This window comes from Pseudomonas sp. BJa5 (assembly GCF_030272875.2).
In the GTDB taxonomy this organism is placed as follows: domain Bacteria; phylum Pseudomonadota; class Gammaproteobacteria; order Pseudomonadales; family Pseudomonadaceae; genus Aquipseudomonas.
Genome location: NZ_JALRNG020000057.1, coordinates 1 through 26832, shown reverse-complemented (window position 1 = coordinate 26832; position 26832 = coordinate 1). Strand labels below are relative to the sequence as shown.

At 64.1% G+C, this 26832-nt stretch carries 27 protein-coding genes and 1 pseudogene; 12 read left to right on the top strand and 16 right to left on the bottom strand.

The features are described from left to right. Positions 1–80: 80 nt before the first annotated feature. The 5 genes from M2D63_RS24085 to M2D63_RS24065 are packed head-to-tail and all read right to left on the bottom strand — an operon-like array spanning position 81 to position 4645. Complete coding sequence (locus tag M2D63_RS24085; RefSeq protein ID WP_285865574.1) at positions 81–1172, bottom strand: AI-2E family transporter; 1092 nt, start codon at positions 1170–1172, stop codon at positions 81–83. A 27-nt stretch (positions 1173–1199) separates the two neighbouring features. After that, the gene (locus M2D63_RS24080) at positions 1200–1751 is read right to left on the bottom strand and encodes a membrane integrity-associated transporter subunit PqiC (protein WP_285865573.1); all 552 of its coding nucleotides are present in this window, start codon (positions 1749–1751) and stop codon (positions 1200–1202) included. Positions 1752–1768: 17 nt separating this feature from the next. Next, positions 1769–3424, bottom strand: a complete 1656-nt coding sequence (locus M2D63_RS24075; protein ID WP_285865572.1) for an intermembrane transport protein PqiB — start codon at positions 3422–3424, stop codon at positions 1769–1771. Continuing rightward, the gene (locus M2D63_RS24070; RefSeq protein ID WP_285865571.1) at positions 3405–4049 is read right to left on the bottom strand and encodes a paraquat-inducible protein A; all 645 of its coding nucleotides are present in this window, start codon (positions 4047–4049) and stop codon (positions 3405–3407) included. Before M2D63_RS24070 ends, M2D63_RS24075 begins: the two co-directional genes overlap by 20 nt. After that, positions 4046–4645, bottom strand: coding sequence for a paraquat-inducible protein A (locus M2D63_RS24065; RefSeq protein ID WP_285865570.1), 600 nt, complete (start codon positions 4643–4645; stop codon positions 4046–4048). The genes M2D63_RS24070 and M2D63_RS24065 overlap by 4 nt, the downstream gene beginning before the upstream one ends. Before the next feature lie 245 nt (positions 4646–4890). Between M2D63_RS24065 and M2D63_RS24060 the strand changes: the two genes are divergently transcribed. Beyond that, the gene (locus tag M2D63_RS24060; RefSeq protein ID WP_285865569.1) at positions 4891–5811 is read left to right on the top strand and encodes an aldo/keto reductase; all 921 of its coding nucleotides are present in this window, start codon (positions 4891–4893) and stop codon (positions 5809–5811) included. A 10-nt stretch (positions 5812–5821) separates the two neighbouring features. Beyond that, on the top strand, positions 5822–7081 hold the full coding sequence (locus tag M2D63_RS24055; protein ID WP_285865568.1) for an NTP/NDP exchange transporter: 1260 nt from the start codon (positions 5822–5824) through the stop codon (positions 7079–7081). Between the two features lie 270 nt (positions 7082–7351). Here the strand turns inward: M2D63_RS24055 and M2D63_RS24050 are convergent, their stop codons facing one another. Continuing rightward, the gene (locus M2D63_RS24050; protein ID WP_285865567.1) at positions 7352–8227 is read right to left on the bottom strand and encodes an amino acid ABC transporter substrate-binding protein; all 876 of its coding nucleotides are present in this window, start codon (positions 8225–8227) and stop codon (positions 7352–7354) included. Next, on the bottom strand, positions 8217–9554 hold the full coding sequence (gene potE, locus M2D63_RS24045; RefSeq protein ID WP_285865566.1) for a putrescine-ornithine antiporter: 1338 nt from the start codon (positions 9552–9554) through the stop codon (positions 8217–8219). Before potE ends, M2D63_RS24050 begins: the two co-directional genes overlap by 11 nt. Positions 9555–9693: 139 nt before the next feature. Between potE and M2D63_RS24040 the strand changes: the two genes are divergently transcribed. The 3 genes from M2D63_RS24040 to M2D63_RS24030 all read left to right on the top strand — a co-directional run bounded on the left by M2D63_RS24040 (position 9694) and on the right by M2D63_RS24030 (position 10767). After that, positions 9694–9849: a hypothetical protein gene (locus tag M2D63_RS24040; RefSeq protein ID WP_285865565.1), complete on the top strand. Its 156-nt coding sequence runs from the start codon at positions 9694–9696 to the stop codon at positions 9847–9849. Between the two features lie 85 nt (positions 9850–9934). Further along, positions 9935–10252, top strand: a complete 318-nt coding sequence (locus M2D63_RS24035; RefSeq protein ID WP_285865564.1) for a DUF2388 domain-containing protein — start codon at positions 9935–9937, stop codon at positions 10250–10252. A 65-nt stretch (positions 10253–10317) separates the two neighbouring features. Continuing rightward, positions 10318–10767 (top strand): YMGG-like glycine zipper-containing protein, encoded by a 450-nt coding sequence (locus M2D63_RS24030; RefSeq protein WP_285865563.1) that lies wholly within the window; start codon positions 10318–10320, stop codon positions 10765–10767. A 111-nt stretch (positions 10768–10878) separates the two neighbouring features. On the opposite strand, the gene M2D63_RS24025 is transcribed toward M2D63_RS24030, so the two are convergent. The 7 genes from M2D63_RS24025 to nspC all read right to left on the bottom strand — a co-directional run bounded on the left by M2D63_RS24025 (position 10879) and on the right by nspC (position 17533). Further along, a complete protein-coding gene (locus M2D63_RS24025) occupies positions 10879–11475 on the bottom strand; it encodes a cytochrome c3 family protein (protein WP_285865562.1) in 597 nt (198 codons plus the stop codon). 9 nt (positions 11476–11484) lie between these two features. After that, positions 11485–11973 (bottom strand): nitrate reductase cytochrome c-type subunit, encoded by a 489-nt coding sequence (locus M2D63_RS24020; protein ID WP_285865561.1) that lies wholly within the window; start codon positions 11971–11973, stop codon positions 11485–11487. Between the two features lie 11 nt (positions 11974–11984). Continuing rightward, positions 11985–14489 carry a nitrate reductase catalytic subunit NapA gene (gene napA / locus M2D63_RS24015; RefSeq protein WP_285865560.1) on the bottom strand — a complete coding sequence of 835 codons (2505 nt, stop codon included), beginning with the start codon at positions 14487–14489 and terminating at the stop codon, positions 11985–11987. Then, entirely contained in the window at positions 14486–14746 is a 261-nt protein-coding gene (locus tag M2D63_RS24010) for a chaperone NapD (RefSeq protein ID WP_285865559.1), read from the bottom strand. The genes napA and M2D63_RS24010 overlap by 4 nt, the downstream gene beginning before the upstream one ends. Before the next feature lie 22 nt (positions 14747–14768). After that, positions 14769–14936: a periplasmic nitrate reductase, NapE protein gene (napE, locus tag M2D63_RS24005; RefSeq protein WP_285865558.1), complete on the bottom strand. Its 168-nt coding sequence runs from the start codon at positions 14934–14936 to the stop codon at positions 14769–14771. A 236-nt stretch (positions 14937–15172) separates the two neighbouring features. Then, entirely contained in the window at positions 15173–16408 is a 1236-nt protein-coding gene (locus M2D63_RS24000) for a saccharopine dehydrogenase family protein (RefSeq protein WP_285865557.1), read from the bottom strand. 27 nt (positions 16409–16435) lie between these two features. Further along, positions 16436–17533 carry a carboxynorspermidine decarboxylase gene (nspC, locus tag M2D63_RS23995; protein WP_285865575.1) on the bottom strand — a complete coding sequence of 366 codons (1098 nt, stop codon included), beginning with the start codon at positions 17531–17533 and terminating at the stop codon, positions 16436–16438. 233 nt (positions 17534–17766) lie between these two features. Between nspC and M2D63_RS23990 the strand changes: the two genes are divergently transcribed. Further along, positions 17767–17895, top strand: a complete 129-nt coding sequence (locus M2D63_RS23990) for a hypothetical protein (protein WP_285865556.1) — start codon at positions 17767–17769, stop codon at positions 17893–17895. A 101-nt stretch (positions 17896–17996) separates the two neighbouring features. On the opposite strand, the gene osmE is transcribed toward M2D63_RS23990, so the two are convergent. Together osmE and M2D63_RS23980 are read right to left on the bottom strand one after the other, a co-directional pair. After that, on the bottom strand, positions 17997–18359 hold the full coding sequence (gene osmE / locus M2D63_RS23985) for an osmotically-inducible lipoprotein OsmE (protein ID WP_285865555.1): 363 nt from the start codon (positions 18357–18359) through the stop codon (positions 17997–17999). Positions 18360–18464: 105 nt separating this feature from the next. After that, positions 18465–19619 (bottom strand): iron-containing alcohol dehydrogenase, encoded by a 1155-nt coding sequence (locus M2D63_RS23980; protein WP_285865554.1) that lies wholly within the window; start codon positions 19617–19619, stop codon positions 18465–18467. A gap of 158 nt (positions 19620–19777) precedes the next feature. On the opposite strand from M2D63_RS23980, the gene M2D63_RS23975 reads away from it, so the two are divergent. From M2D63_RS23975 to M2D63_RS23950, 6 genes and pseudogenes are all read left to right on the top strand, one after another. Then, positions 19778–21751 (top strand): alkyl/aryl-sulfatase, encoded by a 1974-nt coding sequence (locus M2D63_RS23975; RefSeq protein ID WP_285865553.1) that lies wholly within the window; start codon positions 19778–19780, stop codon positions 21749–21751. Positions 21752–21756: 5 nt separating this feature from the next. Beyond that, on the top strand, positions 21757–22449 hold the full coding sequence (locus M2D63_RS23970) for a TetR/AcrR family transcriptional regulator (protein WP_285865551.1): 693 nt from the start codon (positions 21757–21759) through the stop codon (positions 22447–22449). A gap of 140 nt (positions 22450–22589) precedes the next feature. Beyond that, the gene (locus M2D63_RS23965) at positions 22590–24020 is read left to right on the top strand and encodes a hypothetical protein (protein ID WP_285865550.1); all 1431 of its coding nucleotides are present in this window, start codon (positions 22590–22592) and stop codon (positions 24018–24020) included. Between the two features lie 3 nt (positions 24021–24023). Beyond that, positions 24024–25481 (top strand): acyl-CoA reductase, encoded by a 1458-nt coding sequence (locus M2D63_RS23960; RefSeq protein ID WP_285865549.1) that lies wholly within the window; start codon positions 24024–24026, stop codon positions 25479–25481. A gap of 31 nt (positions 25482–25512) precedes the next feature. Beyond that, complete coding sequence (locus tag M2D63_RS23955) at positions 25513–26562, top strand: NAD(P)-dependent alcohol dehydrogenase (RefSeq protein WP_285865548.1); 1050 nt, start codon at positions 25513–25515, stop codon at positions 26560–26562. 79 nt (positions 26563–26641) lie between these two features. Beyond that, positions 26642–26743: pseudogene (locus M2D63_RS23950) on the top strand (hypothetical protein); the annotation flags it as partial. Positions 26744–26832: the final 89 nt, after the last annotated feature.

The following is a 26832-nucleotide window of genomic DNA, read 5'->3' as shown; positions in this document are numbered from 1 at the left end:
CCTACAGTTGTCATGCGATTGTAAGGGTATCTGTGGGAGCTGCCGCCAGGCTGCGATCGACCGCGAAGCGGTCGTAGTGCCTATCGCTGCGATTCCTCTGCCGCCAGCGGTTGCTTGACCCAGCTCATGAACAACTCATACCCCACCGCCAGCAACACCGGGCCGATGAACAGGCCGATGATGCCGTTGGTCAGCATCCCGCCCAGGGCGCCGATCAGCACCACCGGCATCGGCACGGCCACGCCACGACCCAGCAGCAGGGGTTTGAGGACGTTGTCGGACAGGCCGGCGAGTAGGGTCCAGACTGCAAAGACGATGGTGCCGACGCCCACGCCGTCATGGGCAAACACATAGATCACCACCGGCAGGGTGATCAGCAGCACCGGCAACTGGGTGATCCCCAGCAGCAACACCATCAGGGCCAGTACCCCGGCGGCAGGTACGCCCATGACCACCAGGCCGATACCCACCAGCAGCATCTGGATAAAGGCGATGCCGACCACGCCCTGGGCCACGGCGCGGATGGTCGCGGTGCACAGCGCGGCCAGTTGCGGCCCACGTTGGGGACCGGAAATACGCGTGGCAATGTCCACGCCCGTGCGATGGCCGATTTCACCCTTGGCCATGATCACCCCGCCCACGATCAGGGCCAGGACGAACACCAGGATGCCGGTACCGACGCCGGCCATCTGGGTGAGCAGGGTCTTGCTCACGCCCTTGAGGTGCGGTGCGACCTGGGTCAGCGCCCAGGTCAGGTCGGAACTTGCATGGGACCAGATGCCGAACAGCGGTGCGCCGATCAGTGGCCAGTCCTGCACGTTCGCTGGCGGTGGCGGAATTTCGATGGCCTGGTTCTCGAAGGTATTGATACCGAGCTTGACCGACTCGGCCACCGAGGTACCCAGCAGGCTCAACGGCCCGATCAGGCAGGCCAGGCCCACCAGCACCAGAAAGGCAGCCGACCAGCCGGGACGGCCACCCAGCAGGGCCGCCAGACGCTGGTTCAAGGGGTAGAGGGTGATCGCCAGGATCACCGCCCAGAGCATCAGGCTCAGGAATGGCTGGAAGATCTCGAAACAGAACATGACCAGCACCGCAATCAGGCCGGCACGTATCAGCACGTCCAGCAGTTCGCGGGCGTTGCCCAGTTGAATAGGTCGGTTTTCGGCCACGAAAGGGCTCCTTGGCAAATGGATGATTCAACGCATGGCCGGGCAGCGGCTGCCACCGACACGTGCGGCCTGGCTGACCAGCTCGGTGAAGCGCTTGAGGTTCTGTTGATGGGCCAGCACAAGGTCGTCGATGGTAGCACCGGCGGGGGTCTGGATCACGCTGCGGCAGTTGAGGGTGGCGATGTCCGTGCCGTTGGCAGGGCGCAGCCGCCACTGGGCATCGAACAGGGCGTACTGGCCGGGCACCGAGTCAAAGCGCTGCACATCCACGCGCAGGCCCAGCCGCGGCTGCGCGTTGCTGCTGGCGAACTGGGTGACCAGGGCGTTCTGCAGCTCATCGGCAAGGCTCGCCCCCCACCATTCGGTCTCCAGGATCGCCAGGCCGCTGTTGCCCTGGCGCACCACCACCTGCGGCCGGTCGACCTGGGGCGGTACGCTGACCCGCTCCAGTTGCACATCCACGGTGCTGGGCGGGGCCGGTTGTTGCGGGATCAGGGTGTGGTAATGGATCGGATCGCTGCGACAGGCAGCCAGCAGCAGAGCCAGGCCCAGCAGTGCGAATTTGGAGGCGTGCGCCATGGTCGGTGCTCCTGCGGTCAATTGCGCGACGAAGGTTTCAGGTTCTCGGCCGGGGCGTCCTTGGGTCGGCCGCGTACCAGGGATTCGGGGTTGCGCCCCAGGTAGTCGGCCAGCTCACGCAGCGACCGCGACATGCGCCCCAGCTCGTCCAGGGTCTGGGTCAGTTGCTCACGTTGGGGCGAGTCGTCGGCCAGGGTCGAGTTGGCCGACTGCAAGGTCTTGCTGACTTCCTGCAGGGTGCCCTGCACACCAGGCAGGGTGCGGCTGTTGAACTGTGCCAGGCCCTTGCGCAGCTCCACCAGGTTGGCGTCCAGGTTGTTGGCGATGCGCTCGATCGGCAAGCGGTTGATCCGTTCGAGCATGGCCTGGAGTTTTTCCTGCAACTGCTCCAGGCTGCCCGGCACCGTGGGGATGGTGATGGGTCGTGCCTTGGGGTCGAAGACCACTTTCGGCGCCTTGGGGTCGAACTCCAGGGCAATGTACAGCTGGCCGGTGATCAGGTTGCCGCTGCGGGCCTGGGCACGCAGGCCGTTGTCGATGAAGGTGCCGAGGATCAGCGCGGCATTCTGTTCGTCGTCGGGGTCGTGGCTCAAGGCCTTGAGCAGCTTGGTGTGGGCCTTGCCCAGGCGCTGCGGATAAATGACGATGCCGACATTGACCGGGAAGGAACGCTTCTCGGCATCGAAGTCGAGGTTGACCGAGACGACCCGGCCGATTTCCACCCCGAGGAATTCCACCGGGGCACCGACTTTCAGGCCGCGCAGCGACTCTTCGAAGCGCAGGGCCAGGTACTGGGCCCGGCCGCTGGGCGGGGCGAGGGCGGTCTGCTCGTTTTCAAACAGCTCGTAGACCTTGTCTTCGGCCGCCACCTGGTCGTCGGGGTTGTATTGCGGGGCGCGGAAGGCGATGCCGCCCACCAGCAGGGATGACAGCGCCTCGGTGCGTACGGCAAAGCCATTGGCCCCGACCTCGACGTCGATGCCGCTGGCATTCCAGAAGCGGGTGTTGTCGGTGATGAAGGCATCGTTGGGGGCGTGCACGAAGATTTCGATGTCCACGCCCTTGCCGTCCTTGGACAGCTCGTAGGACACCACCTGGCCCACCGGGATCTTGCGGTAGTACACCGGCGAGCCGACGCCCAGCGAGCCGAGGTCGTCGGTGTGCAGGGTAAAGCGCTTGCCGGGCTCGCCATAGGTGATCGGTGGCGGTACTTCCAGGCCCTTGAAGTTCTTGGCGCGCTTGTTGGACTGCCCGGAGTCGGCGCCGATGAAGTCGCCGGAGAGCAGGGTATCGATGCCGGAGATACCGCCGGCGCCGATGCGCGGGCGGACCACCCAGAACGACGAATCCTCACGGGTGAAGTTCTCGGCCTGTTTCTCAAGCTTCACGGTGGCCGTGACGCTTTTCTGGTCCGGGCTCAGCTCCACGGTGGTGACCTCGCCGATCACCACGTTGCGGTACTTGACCGAGGTCTTGTGGGCGGTCAGCCCTTCGCCGGTCTTGAAGGTGATATGAATGGTCGGGCCTTCCTGCAACCAACTGTGCACGACCAGGGAGATGCCCACCAGTACCGCGACGATGGGCACGATCCACACCAGCGAGATGCTGAAGCGTCGGGTCCTGACCGTTTGCGGTCCTGGCACTGAGGGCTCTTCAGTGGCTGCTGACTTCATCCGTGCGCTCCTTGGGTTGACGGCTTTCCCAGATCATCCGGGGATCGAAACTCATGGCCGAGAGCATGGTGAAGACCACCACCAGGCCGAAAAACAGGATGCCCGCGCGCGGCTCGATATCGCCCAGGGCCTGGAACTTGACCAGGGCGGCGACCAGCGCCACCACCAGGACGTCGAGCATCGACCAGTAACCGATCAGCTCGACGAAGCGGTAAAGCGTGGATCGCTCCCGTTGCGCCCAGTGGCTGCCCCGCTGCACGGTGATCAGCAACAGGCCGAGGGCTACGAATTTGGTCGCCGGCACGGCGATACTGGCGATGAAAATGATCAGGGCGATGTCCCAGGCGCCATGGGACCAGAACTCGATCACCCCGCTCATGATGGTGCTGTCGTCACCTTTGCCGAGCATCGTGGTGTTCATCACCGGCAGCAGGTTGGCTGGCACATAGAACACCAGTGCAGCGATCAGGTAGGCCCAGGTGCGGGTCAGCGAGTCGGGCTTGCGCGCGTGCACCGGGGCGCCGCAGCGGTCGCAGTGATGCACCGCCACGCTGGCATCGCAGACCTTGCCGCAGGCGTGGCACAGCACCAGGTTCAGCTCCGAGGCCAGCGGCGGCAGGCTCATGGCAGGGTATCCCAGAGTTCGCGCACGTCACGCCCGGCGACGCGGATGATCAACAGGCTCAAGGCGCCCAGGGCCAGCAGGCCGATGCCGGGCAACACATCGAGCATGCCGGCCAGCTTGAACACCGCCACCAGGGCGCCGAGCAGGCAGACTTCGAGCATGCTCCAGGGCCGCAGGGTCTCCAGCCAGCGCATGCAAAAGCGAAAACCCGGGGAGCGCTGGCCGGCGAGGGCGAACAGCAGCACCCAGATCAGGATCAGCAACTGGAACATCGGCGCGATGATGATGGAAATTGCCGCCACCAGGGCAATGAAGGTGATCGGCCCGCTGGCCAGGGCGCGCACCGAATCCCACAGGGTGGCGCTGTTGGAAAATCCCTGCAGGCTGATGCTCATCACCGGGTAGAAGTTGGCCAGGATCCACACCACGCCGGCGGTGATGCTCAGGGCCAGGCGCTGTTGCAGGGTCAGGCCGTTGTAGCGCTGCAGGACGGCGCCGCAGCGCACGCACACGGCCTTCTGGTGTTTGCCGAGGGTGACCTTGTGGTACACGCTGTCGCAGTGTTCGCAAATGATCAGTTGACCGGTATCGAGCATGGTGCGCGCTCAAGCTGCGGGCGGGGACAAGCTCAATATAGACGGCGTGCGCACAAGGCTACGGATTTTTCCTTCAGTCACAGTCCGATACGACGGCCAAGGGGTGGCCGATGAGGTTTGAATGGGCAGGAGTACAAATGTACTCCTTGCTTGTTTTACACACACGGTAACGATTGCCGGGGCAAGCGGGAGGGGGCAGGGCTAAGCTTTTTCTCTGGCCTACGCATTCGTCCGGGAGCCCAGTCATGCCGACACGTCGCGATTTTCTCGCCGCCAGCGCCACCCTTGCCGCCGGCCTTGGCTGCCTGGGCCTCGCCGGCCAGGCCTTGGCCCAGTCCGGCAGCGCCATGCTCACGCGCAAGGTGCCGTCCAGCGGCGAGGCGCTGGCGGTGATTGGCGCGGGCACCTCCGGCAGTTTCGAGGTGGAGCCCGACTCGACGCAGTACCAGCAGCTCCACCAGGTGCTCAAGGTGTTCTTCGCCGGTGGTGGCCAGGTGATCGACACCTCGCCCAACTATGGTGGTGCCGATGCCGTGCTGGGCCAGTTGCTGGAGGAGGGGGGCTGGCGCAGCAAGACCTTCCTGGCCACCAAGATCGCCGCCGACAGCCGCGCCGCCGCCGAGGCGCAATGGGCCGGCACCTTGCGCAGCCTGCGCACCGACAAGGTCGATCTGCTGCAGATCCACAACCTGCGCGACTGGCAGCGCCAGCTGCCTTATGCCCGCGAACTCAAGGCCCGGGGGCTGACCCGTTATGTCGGCATCACCCACTACATCGACAGCGGCCTGGAGGAGATGGAGGCCATCCTGCGCCAGGAGCCGCTGGACTTCATCCAGATTCACTACTCGGTCAATGCCCCGGCAGCGGCGCGTACCGTACTGCCGTTGGCCCAGGACAAGGGCGTGGCGGTGCTGATCAACCGCGCCTTCGATGACGGCCGGCTGTTTGCCAGGGTCCAGGGCCTGGCGTTACCGGGTTGGGCCGCGGAAGCGGGGATCGGCAGCTGGGCGCAGTTGTTTCTAAAGTTCGCCATCAGCCATCCGGCGGTGACCACGGTGATCCCGGCCACCAGCCGACCGGAGCGTCAACTGGACCAGCTCAAGGCCGGGCATGGCGTCTTGTTGACCGAGGGGCAGCGCAAGCAGTTGATCGAACAGTTCGCCTGAGGCGCGGCCCATGACCCCGTTGGCGACGCGCCTGTTCAATGTTCGCGAAGGGGAAATGCCGCTGGTGGTGGCGGGGCTTGCGCTGTTCTTCCTGTTGTTCGCCGGCTATTTCATGCTGCGCCCGGTGCGCGAGACCATGGGTGTGGCGGGCGGCGTGGAAAACCTGCAGTGGCTGTTCACCGGCACCTTCGTGGTCACCCTGATCGCCTTGCCGCTGTTCGGCTGGTTGGCCTCGAAGGTCCGGCGGCGACGCATACTGCCCTGGACCTACGGCTTTCTGGCCAGCAACCTGCTGGTGTTCGCCGGGCTGTTTGCCTGGCAGCCGGACAACCTGTGGAGCGCCCGGGCGTTCTACATCTGGCTGTCGATGTTCAACCTGCTGAGCATCTCCCTGGCCTGGAGCGTGCTCGCCGACCTGCTCTCCAACGAGCAGGCCAAGCGCCTGTTCGGCCTGCTGGCGGGGGGAGCGAGCCTGGGCGGGCTGGTGGGGCCGCTGCTGGGCACTATGCTGGTCGGGGTGATCGGCCATGCCGGGCTGGTATTGCTGGCGACCGCCTGTTTGCTGGGGAGTGTGCTTGCCGCGGGGTACCTGCAAGGCTATCGGGATCGTCACCCCTTGCCGGCAGACATCGAAATGCCCCGGTCACGGCCGCTGGGCGGCAATCCCTTTGCCGGTGCCAGCGAAGTGCTGCGCACCCCGTACCTGCTGGGGATCGCCGTATTCGTGGTGCTGCTGGCCAGTGTCAGCACCTTCCTCTATTTCGAGCAGGCACGCCTGGTGGCTGCGCACTTCACCAGCCGCACCGAGCAGACCCAGGTATTCGGCCTGATCGACAGCCTGGTGCAGTTCCTGTCGATCCTCACCCAGGTGTTCATCACCGGGCACCTGGCGCGCAAGCTGGGGGTCGGGATACTGCTGGTGGCGGTACCGCTGCTGATGGTGGTCGGGTTCCTGCTGTTGGCGGTGGCGCCCGTGTTCGTTCTGTTCGTGCTGGTGATGGTGGTGCGTCGGGTGGGCGAGTACGCCCTGGTGCGGCCGGGGCGCGAGATGCTCTACACCGTGGTGCTGCCGGAGCAGAAGTACAAGGCCAAGAACTTCACCGACACCGTGGTGTATCGCGGCGGCGATGCCCTCAGTGGCTGGGTCAAGCGCGGGCTGGACCTGCTGGGTGACCACCCGGCGCTGGCGATGTTCATCGGTGCCGGCATCGCCCTGGTCTGGGCCCTGACCGGGGCCTGGCTGGGACGCGAGCAACGCAAGCGCGAGTAGCCCGTCGCAGGCTTCGCCAGCTCCACACAAGGGTCCCAGGCATGCCCCGGACTCTGTGGGAGCTGCCGATAGGCTGCGATCGGGCGTGAAGCGGCGGTAAAATCAGCCTCAGTTCATCTGAGCCAATGAGGTGGCCGGATTGCGACTGCTGCGCAGTCGATCGCAGTCGATCGCAGGCTTCGCCTGCTCCCACAAAGACAGTTGCTCCCACAGGTGGCATGGGGGGCTGCCAGGTCACTGTGGGAGCCAGCAACGCCGGCGATGGGGCCCTCAAGGCAATGCATACAGCTTGAACAGTTTCCTGATCGCCTTGGTCGTGCCGCCCAGGTGCGTGGCATAGGCCTGCTCGATTTCCCCCGAGCGGTACATCTGGCTGATCACCGTATCGACCAGCAGGCGAAAATCCTCGTCTTCACGCGGCACCACCATCGACACCGGCGCGTACTCGTAAACCCGTTCGACCAGCATCAACCCGCTGTCACGCCCGGCCAGCAGGTTCTTGAGCAGCATCCGTTCGGAAAAGAATGCATCGGCCTTGCCCTGGGCCACCAGGTCAAGCCCGGCATCATTGCCAGGCACCGTGACCACCGTGGTAATCACCCCAAGGCTGCGCAATTGCTGGCGCACCCACTGCTCGGTCACTCCACCCGCCACCACGGCAAAGGTCTGGTTGGCCAGGCCGCGGTTGAGCGAGGCCCGCCAGGTCGGGCCCTCGTGGGCTTGCTTGCCGTTGAGCACATTGAGCAGGGGCTGCGGCGCATCGCTGCGCAGCACGGCGGTAACACCAGCGGTGTACACCGGCACCGAGAAGCTCACCTGCCGGCGCCGTTCAAGGGTGGCCACGGTCGGCGTGCAGACCATATCGACCTTGCCGCTGCTGACTGCGCTGATCTCTTCCGCCAGTGTCACCGGCAGATAGCGCACCTGCAGGTCGGGCAGGGCCAGCGTCGTGCCAACCTGGCCGGCGATCTTGCGGCACAGGTCGATGGCATAGCCCTTGGCCTGTTCGCCGTCCTGCGCGCTGAACGGGGCGAAGTCCGGCAGGTAGCCGAGGGTCAGGGTGTGGCTTTCGCGCACGCGCTCCAGGGTGGCGGCGTTGGCGAAAAGCGGTAGTAGGGCCAGTACACAGGCCAGCTTAGCCTTCATAGCCAGCCCCCCGCCCAGCGGCTTGCTGAAGAATGAAACGCTTGGCCAGAAAACCATAGAGCAGGTAACCGAAGGCCAACACCAGCGCACCCCCGAGCACCGCTTCCATGCCGCAGGCATACAGGGCATACAGCGAATAACCCACCGCCACCAGCAGCACCAGGGTATTGCGGGTGTACACCGCCGGGCTGACCCGGGCCTTGTACATGATCGCCAGCAGGCCGGTCAGGGCGGTGACGTAGGGGATCAGGTTGGTCACCGCCGCCAGGCTCACCAGCTTGCCGAACTGGGCGCTGGCGTTGGGCGAGATGGTCGACAGGGCCATGAGCGTTTGCAGCACGCCACACACCACCATGCCGAGGATCGGCGCGTTCAGGGCGCTGACCCTGGAGAACAGCCGCGGAAACAAACCCTGGTCGGCTGTCACCTTGGCCGTTTGCGCCAGGGTGAATTGCCAGCCCAGCAACGAGCCGATGCAGGCAATCACCGCCAGGGCCATGATGATGTTGCCGACCAGGGGGGAGAACATCTTTGCGTAGACCAGGGCAAAGGGCGCCGAGGCGTTGGCAAGCTCGGCATTGGGCACGATGCCCTGGATCACTGTGGTCGACAGCACGTACACCACCGCCGCCCCCAGGGTGCCGAACAGGCAGGCCAGGGGCACGTTGCGCTTGGGATTCTCCACCGCGTCGCTGGCCTGGGCGGCGGACTCCATGCCCAGGAACGCCCAGAGGGTCAGGGGGATGGTCTTGCCGATGGCTTCCCACAGGGGCAGCTCATTGGGGTTCCAGGCCTGGATGAAGACATCGCGGCTGAACCAGTACCAGCCGATCACGCTCAGGCCGGCCACCGGGATGATCACCCCCCAGACCGTGATCGCGCCGATCCGGCCGGTGATGTTCGGTCCGCCGAAGTTGGCCAGGATGGTCAGCCAGATCAGCCCGGCCGTGCCGATGAACAGGGCCATGGCGCTGCTGCCCAGCCAGGGTAGGAAGGCGGTCATGTAGCCGACCGCGGAAATCGCCACCGCGACATTGGCAATCGCCAGGGATAAAAAATACAGGTATGAGCAGAGAAAGAACCCCGACTTGGCGTGGGCTTCCTCGGTGTAGGCCGACAAGCCGCCGGGGCGGGTGCAGAACACCCCGCACTGGGTGAAGCTGTAGGCAATCGCCATCGAGCCGATCGCCGTAACCCCCCAGGACAACAGCGACACCGCCCCCAACTGGGCCATGCTGGTGGGCAGCATGATGATCCCGGAGCCCATCATGTTGACGGTCACCAGGGTGGTGAGCCCGACCAGGCTCATTTTCTTCGACTCGGCCATATCCGCCCCTTGTTAAGTGCTTTCCGGCTTATTGGGTATAGGCCATTTACGCCAAGGGGTGACGGATCGGTTGTGCTTTGCCTGTAAGTGGCGCTAACTGGAGTGTGGCTGTTCCACCGAGAAAGTAACCGAGGTGCCTATGTCTGACAAAACAAGGGGCCAGCACCAGGCCTCGACCCCACCCCAGCCACAACCCGGATCGGGCAAGCCTGCTTCTGATCAGCAGACACCCGACAAAGGTGACTATCCGGAGCAGTACCCCGACGACAAGGACATGCCGCTGCCCAACGACTAGTCGACGCTCCGGCAGTGGCGGGGAACTCCTGTGCGGCGCCAGGCATCCTAACTGGTGTAGGAACCTTATTTCCGGAGGCACCACCATGCGCCGCATTCTGATCGCTACTTCGCTTGTTCTGTGCTTGCCGTTCGGCTCGGTCCTGGCCGATGTCGATGCCGGTGATGTGGCCACCTCGGCGGGCGTTTCGGCTTCGCTGTATTCCACCTTCAAGGATGACAAGCGCATCATCCCGGCCCATGACGATGCGTCGTCGTTCATTGCCACAGGTGGCGCCATTCGCGGTGTCTACCTGGAGTCGCTGATGCAGCGCATCCGCCAGGAAAACCCCGGCCTGCAGGCCAGCGATGAAGAACTGGCGAGCGCGATCCTGACCGGTTCCGAGGCGATTGCCGACCACTGATCCCACCCTGGCTCCGCGCCCGGGGCTACACTGAATGAACCGTTCCGGGCGAGGAGTCCGTTATCATGTTCAGGTTCTCGCTAACCGCTGTGTGCATGGCGTTGTCGTTGGGCGCAGGCTTTGCAAGCGCCCAAACCGTCACGCCGCTCAAGGGCCAGAGTTCACAACAGGTCCAGGCCGATATGAACGAGTGTCACAACATTGCCAACAGTACCGCCAGCACCTCGACGCCGTCCGGTGGCCGGATCAAGGGCGCGGCCGTGGGGGCGGCGGCCGGTGCGGTGGGCGCCCAGGTACGGGGCAATCAACACGATGAGCTGTACGACCGCGTGGATGACGATGTAAAGCAGGATTACCGGCAGAACCGCGCCAAGGAAACCGCAGCCGCCGGCGCTGTGGTCGGTGGCTCAAGGCAACGCCAGGAGCGCCGTGAGCAGCGCCGTACCAACGAGTCGAACACCGCCACCGCTTATACCAGCTGCATGCAGGGCAAGGGGTATCAGGTAACGCCTTGACCAGCGAACCCGCTCATCGACCAAGGCAAACAACGGTTTGTAGGAGCGGGCTTGCCCCGCGATGCGATGTGGCTGACTGCACGCCATCGCGGGGCAAGCCCGCTCCTACCGTCACCAGCCCTTGACGCCGTGCATGTCCGGCAACTTGTGGGCGATCCCCTTGTGGCAATCGATGCAGGTCGCCTCGCCCTTGGCCAGCGAGGTGGAGTGCATTGCCGCGGCCCGTTTGCTCTGGCGGGTGAAGTCCATGAACTCGAAGTTGTGACAGTTGCGGCACTCGCGCGAGTCGTTGGCCTTGAGCCTGGCCCATTCATGCTCGGCCAGCTCGCGACGCAGGGTGAGGAACTTGTCGCGGGTGTCGATGGTGCCGAAGATCTTGCCCCACACCTCCTTGGACGCCTGCATCTTGCGCGCGATCTTGTGGGTCCACTCATGGGGCACGTGACAGTCCGGGCAACTGGCGCGCACGCCGGAGCGGTTGGTGTAGTGGATGGTCTCCTTGAGCTCGACGAAGACGTTGTCACGCATCTCATGGCACGACACGCAGAACTTCTCGGTGTTGGTCATCTCCAGGGCGGTGTTGAAGCCGCCCCAGAAGATGATCCCGGCGATGAACCCGCCCAGGGTCAGGAACCCCAGGCTGAAGTAGACGCTGGGCCGACAGAGGATGCCCCAGTACTCCTTAAGCAGGGCGAACAGTGCTTTCATGGCGCCTCCTCAAGGTTGCTTGCCTGCGGCTTCGGCGTCGTCCTGCAGGATCTTGTCGATGGTTTCGAAGCTGTTGCCCACCAGCGGCTGCACTTCTTTTTGCGGCACATGGCACTGCGTACAGAAATAGCGACGCGGTGACACCGCCGCCAGGGCCTGGCCGTCGCGGTCCATGTAGTGGGTGATGCTGATCATGGTCGCCTGGCTGCGCGCACTGTTGGCGCGGCTATGGCAGGACAGGCACTTGTTGCTGTTGGTATCGATCTGGTAGCCGCGGATCGCGTGGGGAATGGTCGGCGGCTGGTCGGGGTAGTTGCGCTCGCGCTTGAGGTCCTTGTTTTCGTCGTTGGCAAGCGGTGGCGCCGGCATGCTCTGGGTCAGTGTGCCGCCGGGGCGACGTCCGTCGGGCCCCGGGGCATCGAGCGGATAGTCGACATCGGCGGCGATCACCGCACCAATGACGGCGAACAGGAGCAACGGCAGGATTCGAATAGTCATGACGGCGCTCCTCAGGCCACGCTGATCAGCTCGATACGGATGGCGCATTTCTTGTAGTCGGTCTGCTTGGAGATCGGGTCGGTGGCGTCGAGGGTGACCTTGTTGATCAGCTTGTTGGCGTCGAAAAACGGCACGAACACCAGGCCGCGGGGCGGCTTGTTGCGCCCACGGGTTTCGATGCGCGCGCGCATCTCGCCACGGCGGCTGACCAGTTTCACCTCGCTGCCACGCCGGGCATTCATGGCCTTGGCATCCTCCGGGTGCATGTACACCAGGGCATCCGGCACGGCGCGATAGAGCTCCTCGACCCGCTGGGTCATGCTGCCGGTGTGCCAGTGTTCCAGCACCCGGCCGGTGCTGAGCCAGAACGGGTACTCGGCATCCGGCGCTTCGGCCGGCGGCTCGTAGGGCAGGGCGAAGATGATCGCCTTCTTGTCCGGGTAACCATAGAACTGCACGCCACTGCCGGCTTCGACATAGGGGTCCAGGCCCTCGCGGTAGCGCCAGCGTGTCTCCTTGCCGTCGACCACCGGCCAGCGCAGCCCGCGTTCGCGGTGATACAGGTCGAAGGTCGCCAGGTCATGGCCGTGGCCGCGACCGAACTGGGCGTACTCCTCGAACAGGCCTTTTTGCAGGTAGAAGCCAAAGGCCTTGGCTTCATCGTTCTTGAAGCCCGCTTCCAGCTGCTCGACCGGGAACTGGTCGACCTGACCGTTCTTGAACAGCACCTCGAAGAGGGTCTTGCCCTTGTACTCGGGGGCCTTGGCCAGCAGCTCGGCGGGCCAGACTTCATCGGTGGTGAAGCGCTTGGAGAATTCCACCAGTTGCCACAGGTCCGAGCGGGCCTCGCCCGGCGCACTGACCAGTTGGTGCCAGAACTGGGTCCGGCGCTCGGCGTTGCCGAAGGCGCCTTCCTTTTCCACCCACATGGCGCTGGGCAGGATCAGGTCGGCGGCCTGGGCCGATACCGTGGGGTACACATCGGAAACGATCACGAAGTTCTCCGGCTTGCGCCAGCCCGGCAGCACTTCTTGCATGATGTTCGGACCTGCCTGCATGTTGTTGCTGGCCTGGGTCCAGTACACGTTGAGTACGCCGTCCTTGAGCATGCGGCTCTGTTGCACGGCATGGAAACCGACTTTTTCCTGGATGGTCCCGGCGGGCAGTTTCCAGATCTTCTCGGCCGTGGCGCGGTGCTTGGGATTGGTCACCACCAGGTCGGCCGGCAAGCGGTGCGAGAAGGTGCCGACTTCGCGGGCGGTGCCGCAGGCCGATGGCTGGCCGGTAAGCGAGAAGGGGCTGTTGCCCGGTTCGCTGATCTTGCCGGTGAGCAGGTGGATGTTGTAGATCAGGTTGTTGGCCCAGACCCCGCGGGTGTGCTGGTTGAAGCCCATGGTCCAGAACGACACGACCTTGCGCTTGGGGTCGGCATACAGCTCGGCCAGGGCCTTGAGGCGCTCGGCGGGTACGCCGGTCTCCTTGGCCGCACGCTCCAGGGTGTAGGGCCGGACGAAGGCGGCGAACTGGTCGAAATCGATATCGCTCCAGGTGTTGGCCTTGTCGGCGTTCTTGGCCGCGGTCTCCAGCGGGTTGCCCGGGCGCAGGCCGTAGCCGATGTCGTCGGCGCCCTTGGCGAAGCGGGTGTGCTTGCTGATGAAGTCCTTGTTCACCGCGCCGCTCTGGATGATGTGGTTGGCGATGTAGTTGAGGATCAGCAGGTCGGTCTGCGGCTTGAACACCATGGGGATGTCGGCCAGCTCGAAGCTGCGGTGCTCGAAGGTCGACAGCACCGCGACCTTGACCTGCGGCTGGCTCAGGCGCCGGTCGGTGACCCGGCTCCAGAGGATCGGGTGCATCTCGGCCATGTTCGAGCCCCAGAGCACGAAGGCGTCGGTGGCTTCGATATCGTCGTAGCAGCCCATGGGTTCGTCCATGCCGAAGGTGCGCATGAAGCCCATCACCGCCGAGGCCATGCAGTGGCGGGCGTTGGGGTCGATGTTGTTGCTGCGAAAACCGGCCTTCATCAGCTTGTTGGCGGCGTAGCCTTCCCACACCGTCCATTGCCCGGAGCCGAACATGCCGATCGACCCGGGGCCTTTGTTCTTCAGGGCCTCCTTGTACTTGGCGGCCATGATGTCGAAGGCCTTGTCCCAGCTGATCGGCTGGAACTCGCCCTGTTTGTCGTACTCACCGTTCTTCATGCGCAGCAGCGGTTGGGTCAGGCGGTCGACGCCATACATGATCTTCGACAGGAAGTAGCCCTTGACGCAGTTCAACCCGCGATTGACCTCGGCCTTGACGTCGCCGTGGGTGGCGACCACGCGGTTGTCGCGGGTGGCCACCATCACGCTGCAACCGGTGCCGCAGAAGCGGCAGGGCGCCTTGTTCCAGTCCAGGCTGACCATGTCCGCTTCGGTGATCAGGTTGCTGGCGGTGGTGTAGATCGGCAGCCCGGCGGCAGCTGCGGCAATGGCCGCGGCCTGGGCCTTGGCGAATTCACGGCGGGTCATGCTCATTGTTGCTCTCCTGCGGAGTCGAGGAGTTCGTGGTAGATCAACGCGGCATTGAGTACGCCTGGCAGGTTGTTGATCTGTTCGATGCGTTGCAGGATCTGTTGCTCGTGCCGGGCTTCAAGTACCACCACCAACTTTCCGGCTGCACTTTCCTGATGCAGTTCGACATCGTCGAGCAGGCGCAAGTTGGCCTTGACTGCGTTTAACAGTTCCGGACGGGCAAGTACGACAAGACTGGCAATATGCAGAGCGTCATCCATGGGCGGGCTCCGATAAACAAAGTCAGTTGGGTGGCCCGGGCGGACCGTAGATCATCTGCAGGAACCAGACAATGAAGCCGTAGCCGCCGACAATGGCGACCGAGAGCAGGGGAAAGAGGCAGGCGACAAGAAAGATGAACAGCCGGCCTTCCTTGCGGCGCACGGTTTTTTGTTCTTCAGCCAATGACATTGAACTATCTCCAGCCGAGCCTTGGTTCAGCGTAGATCACGCATTTGGAGTGGCTTGAAGAGAGTGGCGTATTACGACCGGCGGCAACTTGCGCCAGATCAAGGTTGAGGTGGGACTTAGCGCGTATTCAAATGTAGGAGCGGGCTTGCCCCGCGATCGCGTTGTGCCTGAACACACGCAATCGCGGGGCAAGTCGAGGCGTCGAACCGCCGCTCCCACCGGGGACCGTCAGTCAATCAGTTCCAGGGACGATCGCCGTTCTCGTCCTTGACGCGGGTCGGCAGGCCCATCACGTCCAGCGCCTTGAGGAACGGCTCGGCTGGCAGCTCCTCGACGTTGACCATGCGCTGCACATCCCACTCGCCACGGGCGACCAGCAGGGCGGCGGCTACCGGCGGCACGCCAGCGGTATAGGAAATACCCTGGCTGTCGGTCTCGGCGTAGGCTTCCTCGTGGTCGGCGACGTTGTAGATGAACACCTCACGCGGCTGGCCGTCCTTGGTGCCCTTGACCAGGTCGCCGATGCAGGTCTTGCCGGTGTAGCCAGGAGCCAGCGAGGCCGGATCCGGCAGCACGGCCTTGACCACCTTGAGCGGTACCACTTCCAGGCCTTCGGCGGTCTTGACCGGTTGCTCGGAGAGCAGGCCAAGGTTCTTCAGCACGGTGAACACGTTGATGTAGTGCTCGCCGAAGCTCATCCAGAAGCGCACGTTGGGCACGTCCAGGTTCTTGGACAGCGAGTGCACTTCGTCGTGGCCGGTCAGGTACAGGTTCTGCGAGCCTACCACCGGCAGGTCATCGGTACGCTTGACTTCGAACATGGTGTTGCTGGTCCACTGGCTGTTCTGCCAGCTCCACACCTGCCCGGTAAATTCGCGGAAGTTGATTTCCGGGTCGAAGTTGGTGGCGAAGTACTTGCCATGGGATCCGGCATTGACGTCGAGAATGTCGATCGAATCAATGCGGTCGAAATACTGTTGTTTTGCCAGGGCTGCATAGGCGTTTACAACGCCCGGGTCGAAGCCCACGCCAAGAATGGCGGTGATGTTCTTCTGCTGGCATTCCTCGAGGTGTTTCCACTCGTAGTTGCCGTACCACGGCGGCGTCTCGCAGATCTTGCCCGGCTCTTCGTGGATGGCGGTGTCCAGGTAGGCCACGCCGGTATCGATGCAGGCACGCAGCACCGACATGTTGAGGAAGGCGGAGCCGACGTTGATGACGATCTGCGATTCGGTCTCGCGGATCAGCGCCTTGGTCGCTTCGACATCCAGCGCATTGAGCGCGTAAGCGGCGATTTCAGCGGGCTGTTTGAGGCTGCCCTTGGCCTTGACGCTGTCGATGATGGCCTGGCATTTGGAGATGTTGCGCGACGCGATGGCAATACGACCGAGTTCGTCGTTGTGCTGCGCGCACTTGTGGGCCACCACCTTGGCGACACCTCCTGCACCAATGATAAGAACGTTCTTCTTCAATTTCTCTTTCTCTCCTTTACTGCCAGCTCAAGACAGGCTGGACAAGTAGTCTTCGAAACCAAACTCGCGAACCACTTCAACGCTACCGTCGAGTTGTTTCACTACGATGGACGGCATTTTCAGGCCGTTGAACCAGTTTTTCTTGACCATGGTGTAACCCGCTGCGTCAACGAACGACAGCCGATCGCCGATGGCCAGCGGACGATCGAATTGATACTCGCCGAAGATGTCGCCGGCCAGGCACGACTTGCCGCACACCATGTAGGTGTGTTCGCCGTCGTTGGGGGCCATCTTGGCGTTGAGGCGGTAGATCAGCAGGTCCAGCATGTGCGCTTCGATGGAGCTGTCGACCACGGCCAGGTGCTTGCCGTTGTACAGGGTGTCGAGCACGGTGACTTCCAGCGAGGCGCTCTGGGTGATGGCCGCTTCGCCCGGCTCCAGGTAGACCTGTACGCCGTATTTCTCGGAGAAACCCTTCAGGCGCGCGCAGAAGGCGTCCAGGGCATAGTCGTCGCCGGTGAAGTGGATGCCGCCACCCAGGCTGACCCATTCGACCTTGTGCAGCAGGTGGCCGAAGCGCTCCTCGATGTGTCCGAGCATCTTGTCGAACAGGTCGAAGTCAGCGTTTTCGCAGTTGTTGTGGAACATGAAGCCGGAGATCTGCTCGATCACGCCTTCGACTTTCACCGGATCCCATTCGCCCAGGCGGCTGAACGGACGCGCCGGGTCGGCCAGCAGGTAGTCCGAGCTGCTCACTTGCGGGTTGACCCGCAGGCCGCGCACGGTGCCTTCGGTCTGCTCGGCAAAGCGCTGCAGCTGGCCGATGGAGTTGAAGATGATCTTGTCGCAGTTCTCGATCATCTCGCCGATTTCGTCATCGGCCCAGGCCACGCTGTAGGCGTGGGTTTCGCCGGCGAACTTCTGGCGGCCGAGCTTGAGCTCGTAGAGCGACGACGACGTGGTGCCGTCCATGTACTGTTGCATCAGGTCGAACACCGACCAGGTGGCGAAGCACTTGAGTGCCAGCAGGGCCTTGGCCCCGGACTTCTCGCGCACATAGGCGATCTTCTGCATGTTCTGCAGCAGCTTTTGTTTATCGATGAGGTAGTACGGCGTATTGATCATTTCCAGGCCCCGGGCTTGGCCAGCCAAAAAAAGGACACGCATTGTGCCTTCACTGACCGCATATCGAAAGGGTATTAACGTATTTCGACGGGTGGAATGTTGGGAAACCCCGTTAGATGGCTGTCCAGAGTGCTTCTATACTGCTATTACCGTACTGGCACGCCTGGCATGAACGCGTGGCTCCAGCCTATTTCTCTCAATCAGGGCATGGCCGATGCCCCGGGTGTTGGAGCATGAACGACGTACCCTGGGGCTACGTGATGCTGGCGGCGATGCTGATCGCTTCTGCCGCCATCCTGGCCTGGGGCGCGGCCCTGGCACGCCGGCGCGATCGTGAAAACCCGCGCAAGCGCAAGGATTGAGCCAATACCTGTAGGAGCGGGCTTGCCCCGCGATTGCGGTGTGACTGCCAGGCCGCAATCGCGGGGCAAGTCGAGGCGTCGAACCGCCGCTCCTACTACCGCTAGTAACCCGAGCCCCCCATGCCGCCCATACTGGAAGGCGCTTCCCTGGATTTCTGCTGGGCGTTGCTCCACTGCGCACAGGTCATGAAACCTGTGCGGTCGACTGTTTCGGCCATGTCGAAGCTGACGTAGTAAGGCTGCTGCATGCCCGCCTGCACGAGCATGTAGTCAAAGCAGCTGCCAGGCTCCACCGTGCGGTCGGACTCCAGCAGGGGCTGGCCGCCAATTTGCCGGACCTGTTCCTTGGTCATGCCCGTCTCGACCCGGGCTACCAGTGGCTGGTTGCGATAGGCATCCTTGTCGGACGAACAACCGGCTACCACCGAGAGTACCGCGACCAGCGCAAAAACAGACCTGTTCATGGCAGGGCTCCCGCAAGTGAATGTCGCGAAGAGACTTCTGGGTACATCTATTGAAGTAAAGCCCAGTACCGCCGGGCGTGCCAAGCGGCAAGGGGCCTGCAAGGCTCAGAGCACCTGCCGGTAGATCGAGCGGATGTCTTCAAGGCTCAGTTCGCACGGGTTGTTGCCGAGCAGGCGGGTCTGCAGGGTCGCGTCATGGGCCAGTGCGTCGAGGTCGGAGCGGGCAATCCCCACTTCCTGCAGGCGGGTGGGCAGCCCGAGCCGGGCCGGCAACGCCTGCAGGTGGTCGATCAGCGCCGATGCCCGCTGTACGTCCGAGCCCTCGACCTGCGGCAGCACAATAGCGGCCAGTTCGGCATAGAGCGGCGCCGCCGCGTCCAGGTTGAAGCGCATCACCGGCGCCAGTACCAGGGCATTGGACAGCCCGTGCGGCACATGAAAGCGCGCCCCCAGCGGATAGGCGAGGGCATGCACCGCACCGACCGGCGCATTGGCAAAGGCCATGCCGGCCAGGCACGCGCCGAGCAGCATTTGTTCACGGGCCTGGGCGTCGCTGCCGTCGTCGCAGACCGCCACCAGGTTGTCGCCCAGCAGGCGCAGGGCTTCACGGGCCAGGCAATCGGAAATCGGGTTCTTCAAGTGCCGGGTGGTATAGGCCTCGATGGCATGGACCATGGCGTCGATACCGGTGGCCGCGGTGACGGCCCTGGGCAGTCCCAGGGTGAGATCGGCGTCCAGCACGGCGACATCAGGCAACAACGCCGGCGAAATCACGACATTCTTCTGGCCTTCGCCGGTGGTCACCACCGACACGGCGGTAACTTCCGAGCCGGTACCGGCCGTGGTCGGCACCAGGATCAGCGGCAGGCGCCGGCCATTGCTGCGGTCGATGCCGTAGATATCGGCCAGCGATTCCTCGCTGCGGGCCAGCAGGGCGGTGAGCTTGGCGGCGTCCAGCGAACTGCCGCCTCCGAAACCGATGACACACTCGGCGCCGCAGCCGCGTGCCGCCTGCACGGCGGCCAGGATCACCGACTCCGGCGGATCGGCCTGCACCTCGGCGAACACCCGCAGGGCGATACCTGCGCGGGCAAAGCCCGGTTCCACCTGTGCCAGCAAGCCGGCGGCGAGCACCCCGGCATCGGTGACCAGCAGCACGGAACGATGCCCCATGGATTGCACCTGTTCGGCCAGGCGGGCGGCGGCGCCGCGTTCAATGATGATCGAGCGGGTGGTGTTGAACAGCAGGCGGCGTGTCATGTGGTGTTTCCCGTGAATGGCCGTGGGTGGACGATGCCCACAGACGTTAGGCGCTAGCCGCCGGTGGCATACCCCTCCCATCGAGGGGGGGCGGTTGCCCGCACAGGGGCTTACTCTGCTGCTGTTATCCATGCCTTGGGCCGATTAAAAGGATTCGTATGCGCTATCGCCTGTGTGCTCTGTTCACTGCCATTGCCTTGTCCAGCGCCCCGTGCTGGGCCGCAGACACCCCGTCAGGCGACCTGGCCAAGGCCGCCAGCCCGACCACCGCCGCCAGCAACCAGGACGTGCTCAAGCAGCTGCCGTTCCAGGACCGCGCCGACTACGACGCCGCCCGCCGCGGGTTGGTGGCGGCCTTCGAGGGTGAGGTGAAGAATGCCGAGGGCAAGCCGGTGTGGTCGTCGCAGCGGTATGACTTCCTCAAGCAGGCCCAGGCCCCCGACACGGTCAACCCCAGCCTGTGGCGCCAGGCGCAGCTCAATGCCAACGCCGGGCTGTTCGAGGTCACCGACAAGGTCTACCAGATTCGCGGCATCGATCTTGCGAACATGACCCTCATCGAAGGCGACGACGGGCTGATCGTCATCGACCCGCTCTATGTCACCGAGACCGCCAGGGCGGGGCTTGAGCTGTACTACCAGCACCGCCCGCGCAAGCCGGTGGTGGCGGTCATCTATTCCCATAGCCATGCCGATCATTTTGGCGGCGTGCGCGGGGTGGTCGACGAGGCGGACGTCAAGGCCGGCAAGGTGAGGATCTATGCTCCGCACGGCTTCATGGAACATGCCATCCAGGAAAACGTGCTGGCCGGCACCGCGATGTTCCGCCGCGGCATGTACCAGAGCGGCAGCACGGTGGCCAAAGGCGAACGCGGGCAAGTGGACACCGGCATCGGCAAGGGCGTGCCGGTGGGCGGCAGCATCAGCCTGATCGCGCCCACCGACCTGATCGTCCAGCCCCTGGAAAGCCACGACATCGCCGGCGTCCAGGTGGAATTCCAGCTCACACCCGGCACCGAGGCACCGGCGGAGATGAACCTGTACCTGCCGCAGCTGCAGGCGCTGTGCATGGCCGAGAACGCGGTGATGTCGATGCACAACGTGCTCACGCCGCGGGGCGCGGAGGTGCGGGACGCCAAAGCCTGGTCACAGTTTATCGACGACAGCCTGGTGCGTTACGGCGACAAGGCCAAGGTCATGTTCGCCCAGCACAACTGGCCGACCTGGGGCGCCGACGGCATCCGCACCCTGCTGGCCGACCAGCGTGACATGTACGCCTTCCTCAATAACCGCACCTTGCACCTGCTCAACCAGGGCCTGACGCCACTGGAAATCGCCGATGCGATCAAGACCCTGCCCGGCGAGCTCGCGCATAAATGGTACGCCCGGGGCTATTACGGCACCCTGAGCTTCAACAGCCGCGCCGTGTACCAGCGTTACCTGGGTTTTTACGACGGCAACCCGGCCAACCTCGACCCGCTGCCGCCGCAGCAGGCGGGCAAGCGCTATGTCCAGGCGCTGGGCGGCGCGGACAAGGTATTGACGCTGATGCGCACGGCGATGGAGCAGGGCGATTATCGCTGGGCGACGCAACTGGGCAATCATCTGGTGTTCGCCGAGCCCGACAACCAGGCCGCCCGCGAGGCCCAGGCCGATGCCCTGGAGCAACTGGGCTACCGCAGCGAATCGGCGATCTGGCGCAACATCTACCTGACCGGCGCGCATGAGTTGCGCAAGGTCGGGATCCCCCAGGGTGGCCGCGCCATTGCCGACCTGGTGCGTGCGGCGACGCCGGCGATGTTCATGGATGTGCTGGCCGTGCGCATGGATTCGGACAAGGCCCAGGGCCACGACATGACCCTGAACTGGAACTTCGACGACCTCGACCAGCACTTTGCCCTGACCTTGCGCAATGGCGTACTGACCTGGCGCGAACACGCCAGTCATCCGCAAGCCGACGCCACGGTGACGATGAGCAAGGCGGCGCTGGACCTCATCAGCCTGCGCCAACTGGATTTCCCGACGGCGATCAAGCAGGGCGATATCAGGATCGAGGGCGACGCCCAGCGCTTCAAGTCGATGCTCGGCATGCTGGCGAGTTTCCAGCCCACCTTCAACATCGTTACCCCCTGAGCGCCATGGGGGCATCATCGGGCGGGCGCGGCAGCCACGACAGCGTCGTGGTGAGCTTGCCGGCCCGCCCGCGCAAGCAGCCGAAGCAAGCGCGCTCGGTGGCGCTGGTCGAGGCGCTGAAAACAGCCGGGCGCGAAGTGCTCGAACGGGAAGGGCGCGAGGCCCTGAGCATCTACCGCCTCAGCGACTATTCCGGGGTGGCGATCAGCTCGATCTATGAGTATTTCCCCACCATCGAATCGCTGATCGGCGCAATCTTCGAGGACTACCGCGCCGACGTGCGCCTGCAAACAATCGCCAACATCCACGCGCTGCCGGCTTCGGCGACGCTCTATGACGGCATCGAGATGGTCCTGCGCACGGGCCTCGGTGCCTTGCATCGCTGGTTGCAGATCGACTCGCAACTGAGCATCAAGTCCGCCTACCACGGCGAGCTGGTGCGCCTGGAGATCGTCAAGCCGGAGCGCTTCTGGATTTCCAGGGTGATCCCGGCGCTGGTGGAGCGCTTCAGCGACCAGGTCGTGGTGCGTGACCGGGAAAAGGCCGGTTTTCTCGCCTACCAGGCGGTCACCGCCTTGCCCCGGGCGCTGTTGATCGAAAAACCGCACTACCTGCTCGAAGACGACACCGTGCGCCTGCTGGCGCGCATGCTCCATGCGCTGCTGACCACGGCAGACCCGGAACAGCCCTCTCGATAACTCGACCTTCTCAAATAAAAATAAATAAAAACAGTTAGTTATATGCTCTTCCAGGGTTGCGGAATGCGGAAATGATATTGCCCCGCGCGGCCCTACACTGGCTCAGCCATCAAGGCCGTTGAAGCCCAGGAGACTGTCCCGTGACAAAAACAATAGAAGAACAGGTCGAGCTGCTGTTGAGTGACCCGGTGGCGCTGGTGGAGCATGACCTGCACACCTGGCAGCAGATGCCCGCCTCGCGAATCGACACCCTGCAACTGGCCGGCCTCAAGCGTCGGTTTGCACAGCTGCGCGAGCGCATCGCGGTGCTGAAGAAACTGGCGGACGCCGAAGGTATCGAGCGCATCGAGCAACTGGATGACGTGGTGCCGCTGCTGTTCGAGCACACGCTGTTCAAGTCCTATCCGCCGTCGCTGCTGGAAAAGAACAACTTCGCCGCCATCAACCGCTGGCTCGGCAAACTGGTGGTGCCCGAGCTTGCCGAGCAGATCGCTGCCGTCGATGTCAGCGCCTGCGCAGGCCTGGACGACTGGTTCGAGACCATGGACCGCGAAGTCCCGGCGCTGTGCCTGAGCCATACCTCGGGCACCTCCGGCACGCTGTCGTTCCTGCCCTGCAGCACCCGTGAGTTCGAAAAGGCCGCGCAGGTGCGCAAGCTCTACGCCTGGCACATGGCAGGCATAGATACCCCCGACCCCGAGCTGCACACTGCGTATCCCTACTACCGTAAAGGCTACCTGAGCCACCTGCGCGGCGTAGGTGCGCTGAACAAGGTGCTGCTGCCGAACCTTGCGCACTTTCACCCGGCCTATCCCTCGACCCTGTCCAGCGACGTGCTGCACCTGGGCGCCAGGCTGCGCGCGGCCCATGCCAAGGGCACCCTGGACCGGCTGGTGGTGGCCCCGGAACTGCTGGCCAAGAAGAAAGCCTTCGACCAGCAGCAGGCCGAGATGCCCCAACACCTGGCGGCCTTTTTCGATGACATCGCCACGCGCCTGAAGGGCAAGCGGGTGTACATCGGCGGCACCTGGAACCTGTTGCACAACATGGCCACCGCCGGCCTTGAGCGTGGCCTGGAAGGGGTCTTCCATGCCGACTCCTATATCGCCACCACGGGCGGCGCCAAAGGCGTGGTGCCACCGCAGAACTGGCGAGAGGAGGTGATGCGCTTCACCGGCGCCAGGGTGATCCACGAGTCCTACGCCATGTCGGAGGTGGTCAGCGGTTCGCACATCAAGTGCGAGGCGGGCAACTACCACTTCGCGCACACCGCCATTCCCTTCCTGCTCGATCCGCAGACCAGCAAGCCGCTGCCGCGCCAGGGCCGGCAGACCGGGCGGGCGGCGTTCTTCGACCTGGGGGCGGACATCCACTGGGGCGGTTTCATCACCGGCGACGAGGTCACCATCGACTGGGACCAGCCCTGCACCTGCGGGCGCCATAGCCGTTACGTGGTCGGCGCCATCCAGCGCTACAGCGAGAAGAACGGTGGCGACGACAAGATCACCTGCGCCGCGTCGGAACAATCCCATCGCGAGGCGATGGATTTCCTCAACACTCTGGAGGGCTGAAGCATGACTCATCCGATCGCACCGATGGTCATCCGTGGCCAGGTGATTACCGACAACCTGATTGAAGCGGGCGGACGCGGTGGCGACCTGCGGTTCCTCACTCCAGACGCCAACCAGTACATCGACCGGCTGCCGCTGGGCAACCCGGCCAGGCTTGCCGACCTGTACAGCCTGAGTTTCGAGGACATCCTCGACTATGCGGTGGAACTCGGCCAGCGCCTGGCCCTGGACAAGAACCCCTACCTGCAGGAAGCCTGCGAGCTGTCATACCTGACTGCGCCGACTACCCCGAGCATCGTCAAAGGCTCCTACATGGGCCTGCAGCACCTGCTCTCGCGGGAATTCATCCGCGAAATGGTGGAAACCACAGTAGGCGTCAAGTACCTGGAAGGCTGGGTGCCGCAGACCCTGCTCGATGGCACCGAGCTTGAAGTGCGTTGCTTCGGCGCGCGTACGCTGCACATCGTCGCCGGCAATGCGGTGTCGCTGTCGCTGTGGACCATCATCCGCAACATGGTGCTGCGCAGCGACGCGATCATCAAGGCGCCGTCCAACGACCCGTTCACCGCGCTGGCCATCGCCCGCACCATGGTCGACATGGCCCCGGACCATCCGCTGACCCGGCACCTGAGCGTCGCCTACTGGAAGGGCGGCGATCAAGCATTGGAGCAGCGCCTGTACCAGCCGCAGAACCTGGAGAAGATCGTCGCCTGGGGCGGCTTTGCCTCGATCAAGCACGTCACCCGCTATATCCAGCCGGGCCTGGAACTGATCTCCCTGGACCCCAAGCGCAGCGCCAGCATTATCGGCAAAGCCGCCTTCGCCAGCGAGGCGAGCATGCGCGACGCCGCCGTGCGCCTGGCCGCCGATATCGGTGCGATCAACCAGAAGGGCTGCGTGTGCGCGCGGGTGGTCTATGTGCAGAGCGGCACCGACGAGCAGGGCCTGGCGCGCCTCAACACCTTCGGCCACTACGTGCATGAAGCCATGCTTGGCCTGCCCAATACCCTCAGTACCCGGCCCAAGCAGTACGACCAGCACCTCAAGGCCCACGTCGATGCCCTGCGCCTGGATGACGAGTGGTACAGGGTCATCGGTGGCCGCGACGGCGAGGGCGCGATCATCTGCTCGCAGCTGCCGGAGCCGGTGTCCTTTGCCGCCAGCCTGGATGACCGCACCGCCAACCTGGTGCCGGTGGACGAGCTGAGCGAAATGCTCGATGCGGTCGATGCCTACACCCAGACCGTGGGGGTGTATCCGGAAAGCATCAAGGACCAGCTCAAGGATGTGCTGCCGCTGTATGGCGCCCAGCGCATCGTTTCGCTGGGCTATGCCGCGGCGATGAAGTTCGCCGCGCCCCAGGACGCCATCGAGCCGATGCGGCGCATGGGCAAGTGGATCTCCAACCAGATCGCTTCGCCGCAAACCAGTGCCGCGCCCTGGCTGCGCCCCTCTATCTGACCCCCGTACCCCTGACAGTAAAGGAATTCCCATGAGCACCTGCCTCGCCTACGGCGTCCATGAAGCCCACGCGCCCCTTGAGCCCCTGCGCATAGAACGCCGTGCGCTGCGCGACGACGATGTCGCCATTGCGATCGACTACTGTGGCGTCTGCCATTCGGACATGCACTACGTCCACAACGACTGGGGCACCACGCGCTTTCCCTGCGTTCCCGGCCACGAAATCATCGGCAGGGTCACGGCCGTGGGGCCGGCCGTCAGCCGCTACCGGGTCGGTGACCGGGTCGCCGTCGGTTGCCTGGTCGACAGCTGCCAGGGCTGCCCGGCCTGCGAGCAGCACCAGGAACCCCACTGCACCCAGGGCATGACGCCGACCTACAACGGCCTGGACCGCATCAGCGGCGAGGTCACCCTCGGTGGCTATGCCCAGCACATCGTGGTCCGTGAGCCGTTCGTCCTGCGTGTGCCGGCGGCGCTGGATCCGCGCTACACCGGCCCGCTGCTGTGTGCGGGCATTACCGTCTGGACGCCGATGCGCGAGCATGGCGTGAAGGCCGGCACGCGCCTGGCCGTGGTCGGCCTGGGCGGCCTGGGGCATATGGCGGTCAAGCTGGGCGTGGCGCTGGGCGCCCGGGTCACGGTGATCACCACCTCGCCGGGCAAGGCCGAGGATGCCCGCGCCCTGGGCGCGCACCATGTGTTGTTGTCCACTGATCCGCAGGCGATGAAAGACGCGGCCAACAGCTTCGACCTGATGCTCGACACCATCCCGCGCGGCCATAACGTCAACCCCTACCTGATGCTCCTGGGCCGCCAGGGCACGCTGGTGCTGGTGGGCGCACTTGAGCCGCTGGAGCCGATCCACGGCGCCTTGCTGGCGATCAACAACCGCTCCATCGCCGGCTCCTTGATCGGCGGCCTGCAACAGACCCAGGAACTGCTGGATTTCTGTGCCGAGCACCAGGTGCTGCCGGACTGCGAGATGATCGACATACAGGACATCAACCAGGCGTTCGTACGCATGGAGAAGAACGACGTGAAGTACCGCTTCGTGATCGACATGGCCTCCCTCAAGCCCTGAACGGGGGGGGAGGAGCGGGCTTGCCCCGCGATCGCGGTGTGGCAGGGAAGCCACAATCGCGGGACAAGCCCGCTCCTACAAGATGATCGACATCCAGGACATCAACCAGGCGTTCGCACGCATGGAGAAGAACGATGTGAAATACCGCTTCGTGATCGACATGGCCTCCCTCAAGCCCTGAACGGGGGGGGGTAGGAGCGGGCTTGCCCCGCGATCGCGGTGTGGCAGGGAAGCCACAATCGCGGGACAAGCCCGCTCCTACAAGATGAT

What these genes read in the sequence shown, in the direction of transcription:
- M2D63_RS24080 (WP_285865573.1), bottom strand. Translation starts at nt 1,751, where the DNA reads ATGGCGCACGCCTCCAAATTCGCACTGCTGGGCCTGGCTCTGCTGCTG.
- M2D63_RS24075 (WP_285865572.1), bottom strand. Translation starts at nt 3,424, where the DNA reads ATGAAGTCAGCAGCCACTGAAGAGCCCTCAGTGCCAGGACCGCAAACG.
- M2D63_RS24070 (WP_285865571.1), bottom strand. Translation starts at nt 4,049, where the DNA reads ATGAGCCTGCCGCCGCTGGCCTCGGAGCTGAACCTGGTGCTGTGCCAC.
- M2D63_RS24065 (WP_285865570.1), bottom strand. Translation starts at nt 4,645, where the DNA reads ATGCTCGATACCGGTCAACTGATCATTTGCGAACACTGCGACAGCGTG.
- M2D63_RS24060 (WP_285865569.1), top strand. Translation starts at nt 4,891, where the DNA reads ATGCCGACACGTCGCGATTTTCTCGCCGCCAGCGCCACCCTTGCCGCC.
- M2D63_RS24055 (WP_285865568.1), top strand. Translation starts at nt 5,822, where the DNA reads ATGACCCCGTTGGCGACGCGCCTGTTCAATGTTCGCGAAGGGGAAATG.
- M2D63_RS24050 (WP_285865567.1), bottom strand. Translation starts at nt 8,227, where the DNA reads ATGAAGGCTAAGCTGGCCTGTGTACTGGCCCTACTACCGCTTTTCGCC.
- potE (WP_285865566.1), bottom strand. Translation starts at nt 9,554, where the DNA reads ATGGCCGAGTCGAAGAAAATGAGCCTGGTCGGGCTCACCACCCTGGTG.
- M2D63_RS24040 (WP_285865565.1), top strand. Translation starts at nt 9,694, where the DNA reads ATGTCTGACAAAACAAGGGGCCAGCACCAGGCCTCGACCCCACCCCAG.
- M2D63_RS24035 (WP_285865564.1), top strand. Translation starts at nt 9,935, where the DNA reads ATGCGCCGCATTCTGATCGCTACTTCGCTTGTTCTGTGCTTGCCGTTC.
- M2D63_RS24030 (WP_285865563.1), top strand. Translation starts at nt 10,318, where the DNA reads ATGTTCAGGTTCTCGCTAACCGCTGTGTGCATGGCGTTGTCGTTGGGC.
- M2D63_RS24025 (WP_285865562.1), bottom strand. Translation starts at nt 11,475, where the DNA reads ATGAAAGCACTGTTCGCCCTGCTTAAGGAGTACTGGGGCATCCTCTGT.
- M2D63_RS24020 (WP_285865561.1), bottom strand. Translation starts at nt 11,973, where the DNA reads ATGACTATTCGAATCCTGCCGTTGCTCCTGTTCGCCGTCATTGGTGCG.
- napA (WP_285865560.1), bottom strand. Translation starts at nt 14,489, where the DNA reads ATGAGCATGACCCGCCGTGAATTCGCCAAGGCCCAGGCCGCGGCCATT.
- M2D63_RS24010 (WP_285865559.1), bottom strand. Translation starts at nt 14,746, where the DNA reads ATGGATGACGCTCTGCATATTGCCAGTCTTGTCGTACTTGCCCGTCCG.
- napE (WP_285865558.1), bottom strand. Translation starts at nt 14,936, where the DNA reads ATGTCATTGGCTGAAGAACAAAAAACCGTGCGCCGCAAGGAAGGCCGG.
- nspC (WP_285865575.1), bottom strand. Translation starts at nt 17,533, where the DNA reads ATGATCAATACGCCGTACTACCTCATCGATAAACAAAAGCTGCTGCAG.
- M2D63_RS23990 (WP_285865556.1), top strand. Translation starts at nt 17,767, where the DNA reads ATGAACGACGTACCCTGGGGCTACGTGATGCTGGCGGCGATGCTGATC.
- osmE (WP_285865555.1), bottom strand. Translation starts at nt 18,359, where the DNA reads ATGAACAGGTCTGTTTTTGCGCTGGTCGCGGTACTCTCGGTGGTAGCC.
- M2D63_RS23980 (WP_285865554.1), bottom strand. Translation starts at nt 19,619, where the DNA reads ATGACACGCCGCCTGCTGTTCAACACCACCCGCTCGATCATCATTGAA.
- M2D63_RS23975 (WP_285865553.1), top strand. Translation starts at nt 19,778, where the DNA reads ATGCGCTATCGCCTGTGTGCTCTGTTCACTGCCATTGCCTTGTCCAGC.
- M2D63_RS23970 (WP_285865551.1), top strand. Translation starts at nt 21,757, where the DNA reads ATGGGGGCATCATCGGGCGGGCGCGGCAGCCACGACAGCGTCGTGGTG.
- M2D63_RS23960 (WP_285865549.1), top strand. Translation starts at nt 24,024, where the DNA reads ATGACTCATCCGATCGCACCGATGGTCATCCGTGGCCAGGTGATTACC.
- M2D63_RS23955 (WP_285865548.1), top strand. Translation starts at nt 25,513, where the DNA reads ATGAGCACCTGCCTCGCCTACGGCGTCCATGAAGCCCACGCGCCCCTT.